This is a genomic window from Streptomyces sp. NPDC004658 (assembly GCF_040609555.1).
Classification (GTDB): Bacteria; Actinomycetota; Actinomycetes; order Streptomycetales; family Streptomycetaceae; genus Streptomyces.
In genome coordinates this window covers 1-14,489 of the sequence record NZ_JBEXKG010000022.1, presented here as the reverse complement: position 1 = coordinate 14,489, position 14,489 = coordinate 1, and the positions used below count along the sequence as shown (strand labels likewise).

At 72.2% G+C, this 14,489-nt stretch carries 14 protein-coding genes; 9 read left to right on the top strand and 5 right to left on the bottom strand.

Annotation, left to right across the window (positions count from 1 at the left end):
* Nucleotides 1–84 precede the first annotated feature (84 nt).
* Complete coding sequence (locus ABZV94_RS11075; protein WP_356339562.1) at nucleotides 85–843, top strand: class I SAM-dependent methyltransferase; 759 nt, start codon at nucleotides 85–87, stop codon at nucleotides 841–843.
* Between the two features lie 104 nt (nucleotides 844–947).
* On the opposite strand, the gene ABZV94_RS11070 is transcribed toward ABZV94_RS11075, so the two are convergent.
* From ABZV94_RS11070 to ABZV94_RS11060, 3 genes are read right to left on the bottom strand one after another with little or no spacing between them, the layout of a single operon-like run.
* Nucleotides 948–1,700, bottom strand: coding sequence for an amino acid ABC transporter ATP-binding protein (locus ABZV94_RS11070; protein WP_356339665.1), 753 nt, complete (start codon nucleotides 1,698–1,700; stop codon nucleotides 948–950).
* Between the two features lie 50 nt (nucleotides 1,701–1,750).
* Nucleotides 1,751–2,683 (bottom strand): amino acid ABC transporter permease, encoded by a 933-nt coding sequence (locus ABZV94_RS11065; protein WP_356118263.1) that lies wholly within the window; start codon nucleotides 2,681–2,683, stop codon nucleotides 1,751–1,753.
* Nucleotides 2,684–2,720: 37 nt separating this feature from the next.
* On the bottom strand, nucleotides 2,721–3,680 hold the full coding sequence (locus ABZV94_RS11060; protein ID WP_356339560.1) for an ABC transporter substrate-binding protein: 960 nt from the start codon (nucleotides 3,678–3,680) through the stop codon (nucleotides 2,721–2,723).
* Nucleotides 3,681–4,245: 565 nt separating this feature from the next.
* Between ABZV94_RS11060 and ABZV94_RS11055 the strand changes: the two genes are divergently transcribed.
* The 4 genes from ABZV94_RS11055 (at nucleotide 4,246) to ABZV94_RS11040 (ending at nucleotide 7,609) form a co-directional block, all read left to right on the top strand.
* Nucleotides 4,246–5,469: an NADP-dependent malic enzyme gene (locus tag ABZV94_RS11055; protein ID WP_356339558.1), complete on the top strand. Its 1,224-nt coding sequence runs from the start codon at nucleotides 4,246–4,248 to the stop codon at nucleotides 5,467–5,469.
* 259 nt (nucleotides 5,470–5,728) lie between these two features.
* A complete protein-coding gene (locus tag ABZV94_RS11050) occupies nucleotides 5,729–6,694 on the top strand; it encodes a quinone oxidoreductase (RefSeq protein WP_030992977.1) in 966 nt (321 codons plus the stop codon).
* Between the two features lie 121 nt (nucleotides 6,695–6,815).
* Nucleotides 6,816–7,025 (top strand): HTH domain-containing protein, encoded by a 210-nt coding sequence (locus tag ABZV94_RS11045; protein ID WP_014674937.1) that lies wholly within the window; start codon nucleotides 6,816–6,818, stop codon nucleotides 7,023–7,025.
* A complete protein-coding gene (locus ABZV94_RS11040; protein WP_356339556.1) occupies nucleotides 7,025–7,609 on the top strand; it encodes a Clp protease N-terminal domain-containing protein in 585 nt (194 codons plus the stop codon). The genes ABZV94_RS11045 and ABZV94_RS11040 overlap by 1 nt, the downstream gene beginning before the upstream one ends.
* A gap of 81 nt (nucleotides 7,610–7,690) precedes the next feature.
* On the opposite strand, the gene ABZV94_RS11035 is transcribed toward ABZV94_RS11040, so the two are convergent.
* Both ABZV94_RS11035 and ABZV94_RS11030 read right to left on the bottom strand, forming a co-directional pair.
* A complete protein-coding gene (locus ABZV94_RS11035) occupies nucleotides 7,691–8,737 on the bottom strand; it encodes a PadR family transcriptional regulator (RefSeq protein WP_356339554.1) in 1,047 nt (348 codons plus the stop codon).
* A 1-nt stretch (nucleotide 8,738) separates the two neighbouring features.
* The gene (locus ABZV94_RS11030; RefSeq protein WP_356339552.1) at nucleotides 8,739–9,713 is read right to left on the bottom strand and encodes a DUF4097 family beta strand repeat-containing protein; all 975 of its coding nucleotides are present in this window, start codon (nucleotides 9,711–9,713) and stop codon (nucleotides 8,739–8,741) included.
* Between the two features lie 227 nt (nucleotides 9,714–9,940).
* Between ABZV94_RS11030 and ABZV94_RS11025 the strand changes: the two genes are divergently transcribed.
* The 4 genes from ABZV94_RS11025 to ABZV94_RS11010 all read left to right on the top strand — a co-directional run bounded on the left by ABZV94_RS11025 (nucleotide 9,941) and on the right by ABZV94_RS11010 (nucleotide 14,313).
* The gene (locus tag ABZV94_RS11025) at nucleotides 9,941–10,120 is read left to right on the top strand and encodes a DUF6104 family protein (RefSeq protein ID WP_356339550.1); all 180 of its coding nucleotides are present in this window, start codon (nucleotides 9,941–9,943) and stop codon (nucleotides 10,118–10,120) included.
* A gap of 146 nt (nucleotides 10,121–10,266) precedes the next feature.
* Entirely contained in the window at nucleotides 10,267–10,677 is a 411-nt protein-coding gene (locus ABZV94_RS11020) for a CU044_2847 family protein (RefSeq protein ID WP_356339548.1), read from the top strand.
* Nucleotides 10,674–13,112 (top strand): trypsin-like peptidase domain-containing protein, encoded by a 2,439-nt coding sequence (locus ABZV94_RS11015; RefSeq protein ID WP_356339546.1) that lies wholly within the window; start codon nucleotides 10,674–10,676, stop codon nucleotides 13,110–13,112. Before ABZV94_RS11020 ends, ABZV94_RS11015 begins: the two co-directional genes overlap by 4 nt.
* Before the next feature lie 187 nt (nucleotides 13,113–13,299).
* A complete protein-coding gene (locus ABZV94_RS11010; RefSeq protein WP_356339544.1) occupies nucleotides 13,300–14,313 on the top strand; it encodes a MoxR family ATPase in 1,014 nt (337 codons plus the stop codon).
* Nucleotides 14,314–14,489: the final 176 nt, after the last annotated feature.

Here is a 14,489-nt window from a genome sequence, read left to right as displayed (position 1 = left end):
GGCGCTTTATCGTCGGGTCTGCGGTCGGGTAACAGCCGGTCGTGCTTCCAGGGTATTACGCGAACCGAGGGGAGTCGGTGTTCCATGACGACGAGTACCGGAACCGACTGGGCGGCCTGGCAGGAGAGCTGGGACCGGCAGCAGGAGTGGTACATGCCGGACCGCGAGGAGCGCTTCCGGATCATGCTCGACATGGTCGAGGCGTTCGTCGGTACGGCCCCGCGCGTGCTGGACCTCGCGTGCGGCACCGGCAGCATCACCGCCCGGCTGCTGCGCCGCTTCCCCGACGCCACCAGCACCGGCGTCGACCTCGACCCGGCGCTGCTCGCCATAGCGCACGGCACCTTCGCCGGCGACGACCGGGTCCGCCTCGTCACGGCCGACCTCAAGGACCCCGACTGGCCGGCCCGGCTGCCGTACGACTCCTACGACGCCGTACTGACCGCCACGGCCCTCCACTGGCTGCACAGCGAACCCCTCGCGGCCCTCTACGGTCAGGTCGCGGGGCTGGTCCGCGACGGCGGTGTCTTCATGAACGCGGACCACATGATCGACGACACCACGCCCCGGATCAACGCGGCCGAGCGCGCCCAGCGCCACGCCCGCATGGATCAGGCCAGGCGGGACGGCGCCCTGGACTGGGCGGACTGGTGGCGACTGGCCGCCCAGGACCCGGTCCTCGCCGAGCCGACCGCCCGCCGCTTCGAGATCTACGGCGAACACGCGGACGGCGACATGCCGTCGGCGGCGTGGCACGCGCGCACCCTGCTCGCCCAGGGCTTCGGCGAGGCCCGGCCGGTGTGGTGCTCGCCCTCCGACACCCTGCTGCTCGCCCTCAAGTAGCCGCCGCCGGGGCGGCCACCCCGTCCGGGGACGGCCCGTGACACGGCGAAGGGCGGTACGGGGAGCCGTACCGCCCTTTCGCCGTGCGGAGCGTCGGCGGAGCGTCAGAGGACCTTCGACAGGAACGACTGCGTCCGCTCGTGCTGCGGGTTCGTCAGGACGTCCCGCGGGTGGCCGGATTCCACCACCACACCGCCGTCCATGAACACCAGGCTGTCGCCCACCTCGCGGGCGAAGCCCATCTCGTGGGTGACGACGACCATGGTCATGCCGGACTCGGCCAGGTCGCGCATGACGTCCAGGACGTCACCGACCAGCTCCGGGTCCAGGGCCGAGGTCGGCTCGTCGAACAGCATCAGCTTCGGGTCCATCGCCAGCGCCCGGGCGATCGCCACGCGCTGCTGCTGGCCGCCGGAGAGCTGCGAGGGGTAGTGCCCGGCCCGGTCGGCCAGGCCCACGCGCTCCAGCAGGTCCATGGCGCGTTCCCTGGCCTGCGTCCGGCTCACGCCCTTGACCTGCACCGGCGCCTCCATGACGTTCTCCACGGCCGTCATGTGCGGGAACAGGTTGAAGCGCTGGAAGACCATGCCGATGTCCCGGCGCTTCATCGCGACCTCGCGGTCGCGCAGCTCGTACAGCTTGTCGCCCTGCTGGCGGTAGCCGACCAGCTCGCCGTCGACGTACAGCCGCCCGGCGTTGATCTTCTCCAGGTGGTTGATGCACCGCAGGAAGGTCGACTTGCCGGAACCGGAGGGGCCGATGAGGCAGAACACCTCGCCCGGCTTGACCTCCAGGTCGATGCCCTTGAGCACCTCGACATGGCCGAAGGACTTGTGCACGCCCTGCGCCCTGACCATCGGGACGGTGGTCCGCGGCCGGCTGTCCTGCGTCTTGCTCAGCTTGTCGGTCATGCCGTGACCTTCCTGCTCGACAGGGTCGTCAGGTGGGCCCTGACCTTCTGCCACGGGGTCGGCGGGAGGCTGCGGCTGGAGCCGCGGGCGTAGTACCGCTCGATGTAGTACTGGCCGACGCTCAGCACCGAGGTCATGATCAGGTACCAGGCCGCGGCGAGGAAGTACATCTCCACCGGGGCACCGGAGTTCTGGCCGATGTCCTGGGCGTAGCGGAACAGCTCGGGATACTGGACGGCCGCCACGAGCGAGGTCGTCTTCAGCATGTTGATCACTTCGTTGCCCGTCGGCGGCACGATCACGCGCATCGCCTGCGGGATGACCACCCGGCGCAGGGTCTTGCCGTGGCTCATGCCGAGCGCGTGGGCCGCCTCGGTCTGGCCCTCGTCCACCGCGAGCAGGCCCGCCCGGCAGATCTCGGCCATGTACGCCGCCTCGTTCAGACCCAGGCCGAGCAGCGCCGTCAGCAGCGGCGTCATGAAGTTCGACCAGTAGTCCTTGTAGAACGGCATCAGGTTGATGTACTCGAAGACCAGGCCCAGGTTGAACCAGAGGAACAGCTGGACCAGGACCGGGGTGCCGCGGAAGAACCAGATGTAGAACCAGGCGATGGACGAGGTCACCGGGTTCTTCGACAGCCGCATCACCGCGAGGACGATGCCGCCGACGATGCCGATCAGCATCGACAGGACCGTCAGCAGGAGGGTCTTGCCGACACCGGTCAGGATCCGGTCGTCGAAGAAGTAGTCCGGTACCGCGTGCCAGTTGATCCTGCCCTGGCCGAACGCGTAGATGATCGCGACGAGGAGCGCGATCGCGATGACGGCGGAGACATAGCGTCCGTAGTGCCGGACCGGAATGGCCTTGATGGCCTCCGCGCCGGCCGGGGGCGTGTCCACCGGCCCCGCCGTCTTGTCGATGTCAGTCACGGGAATTGCCTCTCAGCGGCCGCTTGGTTCTCGCGGGTCACTTGCCGCCGTTGATCACGGACTCCTTGACGGCGCCGTCCTGCGCGCCCCACTTCTCGAGGATCTTCTGGTACTCGCCGTTCTTGATGATCGCGTTCATCGCGGCCTGGAGGGCGTCGCGCAGCTGCGTCTCCTTCTTGGAGACCGCGATGCCGTACGGGGCCGCCTCGACCTGGTCGCCGACGATCTCGAAGTCCTTGCCGCCGCCGGAGGTCTTCACCGCGTAGGCCGCCACGGGGAAGTCGGCGGAGACGGCGTCCGCGCCGCCCGAGCGCAGCCGGGTCTGGGCCTGCTGGTTGTCGTCGAAGGCCTCGATGGCGAGCTTCTTGCCGCTCGGACACTTCTTGGCCTGCTGCTTGGCCAGGTCCTCCGAGGTGGTGCCGCGCTGGACGGCGAGCTTCTTGCCGCACAGGTCGTCCCAGGACGTGATGCCCTTGGTGTCGCCCTTGCGGGTGTATATCGAGACACCGGCGGTCAGGTAGTCGACGAAGTCGACACCCTCACCGACCTTCTTGCCGGTGTCCGGGTCGACGCCCTCCTGACGGTTCTTGTTGTCCGTCATGGCCGACATGGCGATGTCGTAGCGGTCCGAGCGCAGACCGGTGAGCAGGGCGTCGAAGGTGCCGTTCTGGAAGTCGAACGTCACCCCGAGCTGCTTGCCGAGGGCCGCCGCCAGGTCGGGGTCCAGGCCGACGACCTTGCCGGCGGAGTCCTTGTACTCCACCGGGGCGTACGCGATGTCCGAGCCGACCCGGATCTTGCCCTTGCTCCGGATGTCCTGCGGGAGCTTGTCGGCGAGCGGGGCGCTGCCCGCGGAGGCGCTGCCGGAGTTCTCGTTCTTGTCCTTGGTCTGGTCACCGCAGCCGGTGAGCAGCAGGGCCCCTGCGACCGCGATCGCACCGGCCGCGGCCAGACGGGAGCGCGCTGCGGTCGTACGACGGGTGGAGCTTGCGGTCATCGTGGTTCCTCCGGCGGATGGGAAGAGTTGCCGATGGGTCGACGGAAACACACACCTTCGGGTGTCGCGACCTCGTGGGTTTACGGCATCTTGCCATTCGGACTACGCCATTCAGGGGCGTCGCTATGTCAAAATCGGATAACGGGTGACCCCCGAACCGCATCAGGTCGGTACATCCTTGGTCCATAGCCCCCGAACATCTGCGGGAATCCAGCGCTCCGGCCGGAAAATCTTCGGCGTGTCTCAGGATGTGGTCACTCCTCCGCCCGCCTCATCGGTCGGTCTTGGGCGTTTTCGGGCCATTCCGATCCGTTGGTCGCGCGTCATCTGCGTGTCGCCTTCAGGTTCCGGGATGTGACCTTGCACCTAATGGACTCGTCGCGGGCGCCGTCCGTCCGGTAAGAAGGTTCTTTACACCCCTCATCCGGGGCTCAGGGCGCGTGTGCGGCGCGCCCGTCGCGTATGAGCTCGTACGTATCCGCAATCGAGCCGTACGCGGTGCCCGCCCACCCCTCACCAGGAGTGGTCGACCCTCAAACCATGCATACCTAAGGGGTAAAACAAAGTGGCAGCGGAGATCGTCAATCCTCGCAGCGACGGCACAACGGACCAGGACGGCGGGGCGGAGCCCCTCGATTCCTTCGATCCGGCGTTCGCGCTGCACCGCGGCGGCAAGATGGCCGTGCAGGCCACCGTGCCGGTCCGCGACAAGGACGACCTTTCCCTCGCGTACACGCCCGGCGTCGCGCGCGTGTGCACCGCGATCGCGGAAACGCCGGAGCTGGTCAACGACTACACATGGAAGTCCAACGTGGTCGCCGTCGTCACCGACGGTACGGCCGTGCTCGGACTCGGGAACATCGGTCCCCAGGCCTCCCTCCCCGTGATGGAGGGCAAGGCCATCCTGTTCAAGCAGTTCGGCGGCGTCGACGCGGTGCCGATCGCGCTCGACTGCACCGACGTGGACGACATCGTCGAGACCGTCGTCCGGCTCGCTCCCTCCTTCGGCGGAGTGAACCTGGAGGACATCTCGGCGCCCCGGTGCTTCGAGATCGAGCGCCGGCTCCAGGAGCGCCTCGACATCCCGGTCTTCCACGACGACCAGCACGGCACGGCCGTCGTGACGCTCGCGGCGCTGCGGAACGCGGCGCGGCTCAGCGGGCGCGAGATCGGTCAGCTGCGGGCCGTCATCTCCGGCGCGGGAGCGGCCGGTGTCGCCATCGCCAAGATGCTGGTCGAGGCCGGCATCGGGGACGTGGCGGTGGCCGACCGCAAGGGCGTCGTGTCGGCCGACCGGGAGGACCTGACCCCGGTCAAGCGCGAACTGGCCGGCTTCACGAACAAGGCCGGCCTCACCGGCTCGCTGGAGGACGCCCTCGCGGGTGCCGACGTCTTCATCGGCGTCTCCGGCGGTACGGTCGCGGAGGACGCCGTCGCCTCCATGGCCGAGGGCGCCTTCGTGTTCGCGATGGCCAACCCGAACCCCGAGGTGCACCCGGACGTCGCGCACAAGTACGCCGCCGTCGTCGCCACCGGGCGCTCGGACTTCCCGAACCAGATCAACAACGTGCTGGCCTTCCCCGGGATCTTCGCGGGCGCGCTCCAGGTGCGGGCCACGCGGATCACCGAGGGGATGAAGATCGCCGCCGCCGAGGCGCTGGCCTCGGTGGTCGGTGACGATCTCGCCGCCGACTACGTGATTCCGTCCCCGTTCGACGAGCGGGTCGCTCCCGCCGTCACGGCGGCGGTCGCCGCTGCCGCGCGGGCGGAGGGCGTCGCCCGTCAGTGACGCGCGCCGAGCTGTGCTGAACGGCCCCGTCCGGCTTGGACGGGGCCGTTCTTCTGGATCCAGTCTTCTGGATCCAGTCTTCTGGACCCAGTCTTCTGGACCCACGGCACGTCCGCCCGGGTGCTCGGACGGCGCGGTGCGGAGGTGTCGCCCGGGGGTGCCGGTGCTCGTGCGCCGCACGGGTGCCGTTGCGCAAGAGGGCATGTGTCACAGGGGGGCCTGGTTCCGCCGGCTGCGCCGCGCACCTATCGTCGGCAGCATGTTCGCTGTCTACGCCGCCCGAATCGACCGCGACCAGCCGCTCACCGGCCTCGAGTTGGGGGAGCGCCCGGCTCCCGAGGCCCGTCCCGGCTGGAGCACCGTCACGGTGCGGGCCGCTTCCCTCAACCACCACGATCTCTGGTCCCTGCGGGGCGTCGGCCTCCCGGAGGACCGGCTGCCCATGATCCTCGGCTGCGACGCCGCCGGGGTCGACGCGGACGGCAACGAGGTCGTCCTGCACTCCGTCATCGGCCAGACCGGCCACGGCGTCGGCCCCGACGAGCCGCGCTCCATCCTCACCGAGCGGTACCAGGGCACCTTCGCCGAACAGGTCGCCGTGCCGACCTGGAACATCCTGCCCAAGCCGAAGGAGCTGTCCTTCGCCGAGGCGGCCTGTCTGCCGACCGCCTGGCTGACGGCGTACCGGATGCTGTTCACCAACGCCGGCGTGCGACCCGGTGACTCGGTCCTCGTGCAGGGCGCGGGCGGAGGTGTCGCCACGGCCGCGATCGTCCTCGGCAAGGCCGCCGGGCTGCGGGTCTTCGCCACGAGCCGGGACGAGGCCAAGCGGAAGCGGGCCCTGGAGCTGGGCGCGGTGGAGGCCGTGGAGCCGGGGGCGCGACTGCCGCAGCGGGTTGACGCCGTCATCGAGACCGTGGGCGCCGCCACCTGGTCCCACTCCGTGAAGTCCCTGCGGCCCGGCGGGACGCTCGTCATCTCCGGTGCCACCAGCGGGGACCGGCCCTCGCACGCCGAGCTGACCCGGATCTTCTTCCTGGAACTGAAGGTGGTCGGCTCCACCATGGGCACCAAGGACGAGCTGGAGGACCTGCTCGCCTTCTGCGCCGCGACGGGGGTACGGCCCGTCATCGACGAGGAGCTGCCGCTGGACCGGGCCCGCGAGGGCTTCGAACGGCTGGCCTCCGGAGAGCAGTTCGGGAAGATCGTGCTCACCAACTCCTGAGGTCGTAGGGGCTGTCGGGCTGAGTGGGCGAAGGCGGGTCCGGGGTTCCGGGCCCGCCTTTCGCGTGGCCTGTTTGTCAACCAAGGTTGACGACCGCTCGCTGTCAACCTAGATTGACATCATGAGTGAGGCAACCGATCTCGCCGAGCGCGCCGGTGACCGTGACCCGCGGGTCGGACTGCGGGCCGTGGCCGCGCTGCGCCGGCTGCTGGAGCAGCTGGAGGCGGTACAGGTGCGCAGCGCGCGCAATCAGGGCTGGTCGTGGCAGGAGATCGCCGCGGAGCTGGGTGTCAGCAGGCAGGCCGTGCACAAGAAGTACGGGAGGCATTGATGTTCGAGCGGTTCACGAAGGACGCCCGGGCGGTCGTCGAGGGGGCGTCGGCGTACGCGGAGGAGAGCGGGGCGCGGTCCGTGGATGCCGAGCATCTGCTGCTCGCGCTTCTCGACCGCGAGGGCAGCCGGGCCTCCTTCGCGCTGGCTGCCCTCGGGCTCGCCGAGCCGGAGGCGCGGGAGCGGGTACGGCGGGCCGTGGCGGAGGCCCGGCGCCGGGCCGGGCTGACCCGGGCCGACGCGGATGCGCTGGCCGGGCTGGGCATCGACGTGTCGGAGATCGTGGCGCGGGTGGAGGAGGCGCACGGCGTCGGAGCGATGTCCGGCGACCGGGTGCGGGGCGGGGGCCGGCGGGCGTGGCCGTCCGCCGGGCGCCGGCCCGGCTTCGGCCGGGGGGCGAAGGAGGTGCTGGAGCGGGCGTTGCGGGTTGCGCTGGCCCGGCGCGACCGGGGCATCGGCGATGAGCATCTGTTGCTGGCGCTCACTGTGCTGCCGGGGGTGGCCGGGGAGGTGCTGGCGGATCACGGGGTGACCTTCGAGGGCGTGTCGAGGGTCTGCCCGGCGACCCGGCCGGCCGGCGGGTGAGCGTCGGCTCCGCCGCGGCGGTGTCTTCCGTTCCGCCCACCCGCCGGCCCGGCCCGTCCGTCCGGCTGACCGGCTGGGGTGTCAGCGCTTCGGGGCGTGGAGCAGGGCCGAGATGCGGGCCGCTGCCGTGGAGAGGTGGTGGCGGGCCTCTTGGAGCTGGGTGGGGGTGACACCGTGGTCGCGGGCCGCGTCGCGGATGTCGTCGCGGAAGCGGTCCAGGAGGCGGTCCAGGTCGCGGGCCGGGTCGCCGGTGGTGTCCTCGTGGGCCCAGGAGGGTTCGTAGTCGGCGGGGAAGTCCTCCCCGGGGGACGTGTGATGCGGTTCTTCGGCGGGGCGGGAGAAGGCCCAGTCCGTGCCGGAGTCCCTCCCGCGATCCTTCCCGAAGTCCTTCCCGAAGTCCCCGAGCTCCTTGGCCAGTTCCGTCAGGCCCTCGCGGACGCCGGTCGGCCAGTCGCCGCGTGTGAAGTGGTCCTGGACGCGGTCCTGGACCCGGCGGGCGATGCGCTGCACCTCCTCCTGCGCCTGGGCCCGTGCCCGCGCCTGCGCCTCCTGGGCCTGGCGGCGGGCCCGCTGGGCCTCCTCGCGGGCCCGGCGGCTCTCGTCCTTGGCGCGCCGCGCCTGCTCCTTCCATTCCTGCTTGACCCGGCGCATCTCCTCCTTGGCGGTCTTCCAGGCCTCCTTCTCGCCGGCCTCGCCGTTCTCCCCGAAGGAGTACCCGGCCCCGGACGCCTTCGTGCCCCGGCGGGCCTCGGACGCGGCGGCGCGCACCTCGCGGCGCAGGTCGCCGGCCGCGCCGCGCACGTCGGCCCTTATCTCGGCGGCCAGCTCCGCGACCGACTCGCGGATCTCCAGCTCCAGGTCGGCCAGCTCGCCGCTGCGGTCGGCCAGTTCGGCGCGGCCCGCGTCCGTGATGGCGTACACCTTGCGGCCGCCCTCGGTGGTGTGCCGGACCAGGCCCTCCGCCTCCAGCTTGGCCAGGCGGGGGTAGACCGTGCCCGCCGAGGGGGCGTACAGGCCCTGGAAGCGCTCCTCGAGAAGCCTGATCACCTCGTATCCGTGACGCGGGGCCTCGTCGAGCAGCTTGAGCAGGTACAGGCGGAGGCGGCCGTGGGCGAAGACGGGAGGCATGTCAGAGCACCTTCTTGTCGGTCGTGCCGTCGGCCGGGTCGCCGGTGGAAGCGGTGGGGCCGGTGGGGTCCCCGGTGGCGTCCCGGCCGGAGACGGAATTGTCTCCCGGCGTGGCGGGGGAAGGGCCGGCCGGGTGGGGCTCGGTGTCCCAGTGGGCGCTCTCGTCGTCGTCCCGGGGCGGGCGGCGCAGCAGGGCGATGGAGCCGGAGACCGTGGTGGCGCGCAGCTTGCCGGTGCCGGCGCCGAGGCGACCGGTGATCTTGTGCGCTCCCCACTGCCCGTGCACCCGCAGGCCGTCGAAGGCGTTGGAGATCGTGCCGCTCGCGGTGTTCGCCTCCACCTCGGCGTCGGCCGGGTGCGGCAGGCGGATGGCGATCTCGCCCGAGACGCTGGTGAGGCCGATGTCCGTGGGGCCGTCCGGGTCCAGGTCGACGATCATGGAGCCGCTGACGGTGTCGGCGCGCACGGACGGGCCGGAGCCCTCGACCACGGTCAGGTCGCCCGAGACCGAGTGGTACCGCAGGTCGCCGGTGACCGCCTGGGCCTCCAGGTTCCCCGAGACGGTGTCCGCGCGGACCTGGCCCGAGACCCCGACCAGGGTGGTGTCGCCGGTCACTCCCTTGATCACCGCGGGGCCGCGGATGCCGGAGACGACCGCGGCGGCGCCGACCACGCCCACCTCGACGCGGGTGTCGGCGGGCACGGCGAGGGAGACGACGGCGCTGCGGCGCCAGCCCTTCCGGTCGAGCCACTTGAGGAAGCCCTTCCAGGGCAGGTCCTCATAGGCCACGGTGAGCGTGGTGCCGTTCTGGGTGACGACCAGGGGCGGGCCTTCCAGCTCCGAGACCTCCAGGCGGGCGGAGCCCTCGTCCGTGCCCACCACGTTCACCGTGCCGTTGACGATGCGGACCTGGAGGTCGCGCACGGGGGTGTCGAAGGTCAGTTTCTGGGGTTCGGTGACGGACCACTCGGACATGGGGCCTCCTCGGCCGGGCGGGGCACGTGTCGCGACACGCCATATCGCGTTCTCTGAGACTCACGATATATCGTGCCTCCCGGAAGTCAAGGCGCTCGTTCGGGGGACCCGCGACCCGCCCGCACGCCCGCGACCGCGGCCCGCCCGCCGCCCGGACGGGCCCCGGCGGCGGCATAGGCTGGTGGGAGTTGTTGTCAGGCTGACGTTTCTGCTGGAGATGGGCACCGATGTACTTCACCGACCGCGGTATCGAGGAGTTGGAGAAGCGGCGTGGCGAGGAAGAGGTCACCTTCGAGTGGCTGGCCGAGCAGCTGCGTACGTTCGTGGACCTGAACCCGGACTTCGAGGTGCCCGTGGAGCGGCTGGCGACCTGGCTCGCGCGGCTCGACGACGAAGAGGAAGAGTAGGCGAGCGCGAGCGCGCGGGGGACCAGGAGAACCAGCGGGCGAGCAGGGGCGATCATCGGCCGTATCCCGCGCCGGCACCCCTCTTCCCCTCCCCCTCTCCCTCCCCGGGAGTTAGCCTTCTCCTCCCATCGGCGAACGGGGGCGTCATGGCCGGAGGAATCGAACGTGTACGCCTGGACGACGGAACCGTCGTCTGGGCCAGGATCAGCGCCGCCGCCGAGGAGGCGCTGGACGAGGGCGGCTACTGGGACACCGGGCTCGGCGACCGGGTCATCGACATGGCGGGGGGACTGGCCGGCACGGTCGGTGGCGTCGTGCGCTCCCTGCGCGCCGGTCTGGACACACCGGCCCCCGTCGAGGTCTCCGTCAGCTTCGGGATCGAACTGACGGCGCAGTCCGGCAAGATCGTGAGCGCCATCGCCGAGGGCGGCGGCACCTCCTCCCTCACCGTGTCCCTGACCTGGACCGAACCGGCCACGGCGGCGGACGGCGCCGGCCCGGCGGCGGCGGGCGGCGCGGTCGTACCGTCGCAGTCCCCGGCCCCCGGCACCGTATGAGCGCCTTCGACGAGATGGTGCGCCCCTCCCTCGCGCGCATCGGCGCGTGGGGTGACGGGTATGCAACGGACCGTGACGCGTACTGGGGGTCGGGGTTCTTCGTCGCCCCGGGTTGGCTGTTGACCTGCGCCCACGTCGTGGGAAAGGGGGGAGCCGCGGTGTGCCGAGGGGAGAGCGCCCTGAGCGTGACCTGGCAGGAGCGCACCGCCGACGGCGCCTGGGAGCCGCGCGGTGGCACCGGGACGGCCGTCGTCGTCGCGCCCCGGCCCGAGACCGGGCGACCGGCGCGGGATCCGTGGCCGTTCCCCGACCTCGCGCTCGTCCGGGTGACCGGTGCCGACGAGGTGCGCTGCCTGTGGCTCGGCGACCGGGAAGCCGGCCCGCTCACCCCGCTCGGGCTCTACGGCTGGTCGGTGCAGACGGGCGAGCTGGGCATCCGGCAGGGCAGCGGCGAACTCGCCGGTTCCGACGCCCGCGCCCTGCTGCTGACCGGCATCCTGCCCATCGGGGGACTGTCCGGCGGACCGGTGCTCGACCTGCGCCACGGCTCCGTCATCGGCGTGATCAAAGGGCGCCGGCGGGAGGAGGGCGTCGCCGTCCCGGTCACCGCGCTGTACGAACTGCTGGACTCGCGCGAGGCCGGGCGCGCGGTGCGCGAGGTGCTGCGCGCCCACGACCTCCATCACGCGGGCCTCCTCGGCACCCCCTCGCCGTACCCGCACTGGACCGCCGTCCAGGCCGCCCTGCCCGGTCACGCGCCCTCCGTCTCCGGGATCACCACGGAACTGCGCACACGGCTCTACGGCCATCTCGCGCACCTGCCGCCGCCGGCCGGAGCGGGTGAGGTCGTGCATCTCGTGGAGGACGTGAAGGAGCAGGTGCGGGGCGAACGGCTGCCGTCGCTGGTGCTGCGGAACGTCCGCACCTGGCGCGAGGGCGCCGCGCTGCTGCACGGGCTGCGCATGCTGGACCCCGCCGGCGGCGGTGGAACGCTCGTCGACCTGGACGCCGTACTGCTGTACGCGGCCCGGGTGGCCCGCAAGACCGCGCGCGAGCACGCGGGGGAGGTGGAGGCGGAGCGGCTGCGGGCGTTCACCGCGTGGATAGCCGGGCAGGCCGCCGGCCACCGGCACTGGGCGGTCGGCGAGGCCATCCGCGCGCTGCTGGAGGGCGCCGAGGGAGCGGTACGGGCCGGCGGTCCGTCCGACGCGGTTCCCGTGTTCGACGGAACGGCCGTGACCGCGGCGCAGGCCGTCGCGGCACAGGGCGGAGCCGTCGACGTGCCGACGCCGGTCGGCGCCGCCGAAGCGCCGCCCGCCGCCGAAACTCCGTCCGCCGTCGAAGCGCCGCCCGCCCTGGAAGCGCTGTCCGCCGCCGAAGCGCCGTCCGCCCCGGAGCGCCTCGGCACGCCGTCACCCACCGAGCCCGGCACGGCCTCGCTTGCCACCGGGTCCGTCCACCCGCCCGGGGGCGGCCACGCGGTCCAGCCGCGCGTCACCGTCCCCTCCCTCCTCGCCCCGTCCCCGGACACCCGCACCGACGTCCTCGTCACGGTCGGCCCGGCCACCTACGGCCGGCACCCCTGGAGCGTGCAGCTGATCTACGGCGGGCAGGACGTCACACCGGTCGAGGGGGACGACCGGGGGGTGCGGGCCGAGGAGCTGGCCCAGGTGCTGCGGGAGCCGCTGGCCAAGGCCCTGAACCAGGGCGACCACGGAGAGCACCTCGCCGCCATCGAGGTCTTCCTGCCCCGCAAGCTGTTCGATCTCCCGGTGGACGACTGGCAGTTGCTCCCCGATCCGTGCGCCACCCCGGGCGACGAAGACGACGAAGACGACGAAGACGACGACTACGTGGACGAGCGGGCCCTGCCGCTCGGGATGCGGCGGACCGTCGTCGTCCGGGACGTCCGGCGCAACGGCCTGCCGCCCTCCCCGGAGTGGCGCCGCCGCTGGAAGGGCGTCCTGCGCGGACCGCTGGCACACGGGACGCTGCACGGACGGCCCGCCGCCGAGGGGCATCCGCCGGGGGTCCGGGCCGGGGGCAGGTTCCCGTACTACGGCGCCCTGTCGGCGATGAGCGACGCGTCCGTGCCCGTCTACTGCGGTCCCGTCGGCAGCGGCGAGGGCTACGCGGCGATGCGGGACGCGCTGCGCTCCGGGCACTCGGTGGTGCTCTGGCGCCGCGATCTGCATGATCACGACGAGTGCGGGGACTTCCACCGGCAGGCCGCCGACCTGCTGGGCCTCGCCGGGCACGCGGACGGACTGCACGGGCCGGTCCGCGACCTGCGCATCCGCCTGGCCGACCCGGACACCGCCCGGGCGCACGGCCTGCGCGGCAAGATCGCCGTACTGTTCGATCCGCCGCCGGACCGGCCGCCGTACGGGACGGAGAGCATGCGACCGCCGCCGCTCGCCGCGCCCGGGGGCTGACCCGTCGGCGGCCCGCCGCTCCCGCAGGACGCCCTGTCAACTCTGTTGAGTTGTACGGATGTTCGCGGGAACGGGGGAGGGGGTGGCATACGCCGCGAACCTCGGCGGGCGCGGCCGGCGGGCGGTAGCCTCGTACGTCGGACGGCCGGGCCCGCTGCATGATCACCAGAGCCGGGAGGAGCCCAAGGTGAACGACTGGCGGATCTACCGCGGAGTGGGTCAGCCGCACGACGGCATGCGACGGTTGCCGGCGCCGCCGCCCTGGCGTGACTTCGCCGCCTCCCGGGACGGCGCGGACAGCGGTCCGGAGGACCCCAGCAGCGCCCGCCGGCTCGGCGTGCGCCGCCGTCTGGTCGAGAACTACGCGCCCCGGCCCGCCGAGGTCGACGCGGTCAACGCGGCCCTCTATCTGCGCCGGCCCCTGCTGGTGACCGGCAACCCGGGAACCGGCAAGTCGACCCTGGCGTACGCGATCGCCCATGAACTCGGCCTGGGCAAGGTGCTGCGCTGGCCCATCGTCAGCCGCACCACCCTCCAGGACGGCCTGTACCGGTACGACGCTATAGCCCGCCTCCAGGACGTCCAGCTGGAGCGCGCCCGCGGCGACGACCGGGGTGCCGCGGCCTCCGGGATCGGCTCCTACATCCGCCTCGGACCGCTCGGCACCGCGCTCCTGCCCGCCGAGCAGCCCCGCGTCCTGCTCATCGACGAGCTGGACAAGAGCGACCTCGACCTGCCCAACGACCTGCTGAACACCCTGGAGGAGGGCGAGTTCTCGGTCCCCGAGCTGGAACGCCTGGCCGACCGGGAACCCGTCGTCGAGGTGCTCACGCACGACGGCGACCGGGTGTCCGTGCGCGGCGGGCGCGTCGCGTGCACCGCGTTCCCGGTGATCGTGATGACCTCCAACGGCGAACGCGACTTCCCCGCCCCGCTGCTGCGCCGCTGCGTCCAGCTGGAACTGGACCCGCCCGGCGAGGAGCAGCTCACCGCCATGGTCGAGGCGCACCTCGGCACGGACGGCGTCGCCGCCGGCAGCGATCTCGTCCGCCGCTTCCTGGAGCGGGAACCCGGCGAGGTGCTCGCCGCCGACCAGCTCCTCAACGCCCTGTTCCTCACCCAGCACGATCCGCACGCGCAGGGCCTCACCCGGGAGCGGATCGCCGAGATGCTGATGCAACCGCTCGACCGTACGAGGTGAGAGGCGGATGCCGGGGATGCGCCTGGACGAGCTGATCGGCAAGCTGCGCCAGGGCGGGCTCCAGCCGACCGCCGAGGACGTGGCCGACGCGCTCTGGCTGGCCCGGCGGCTGGGCACGGCCGCGCCCGGCGACCCCGACGGCACCCCCGGCACCGGCCCCGACGGCCCGCCCGGTC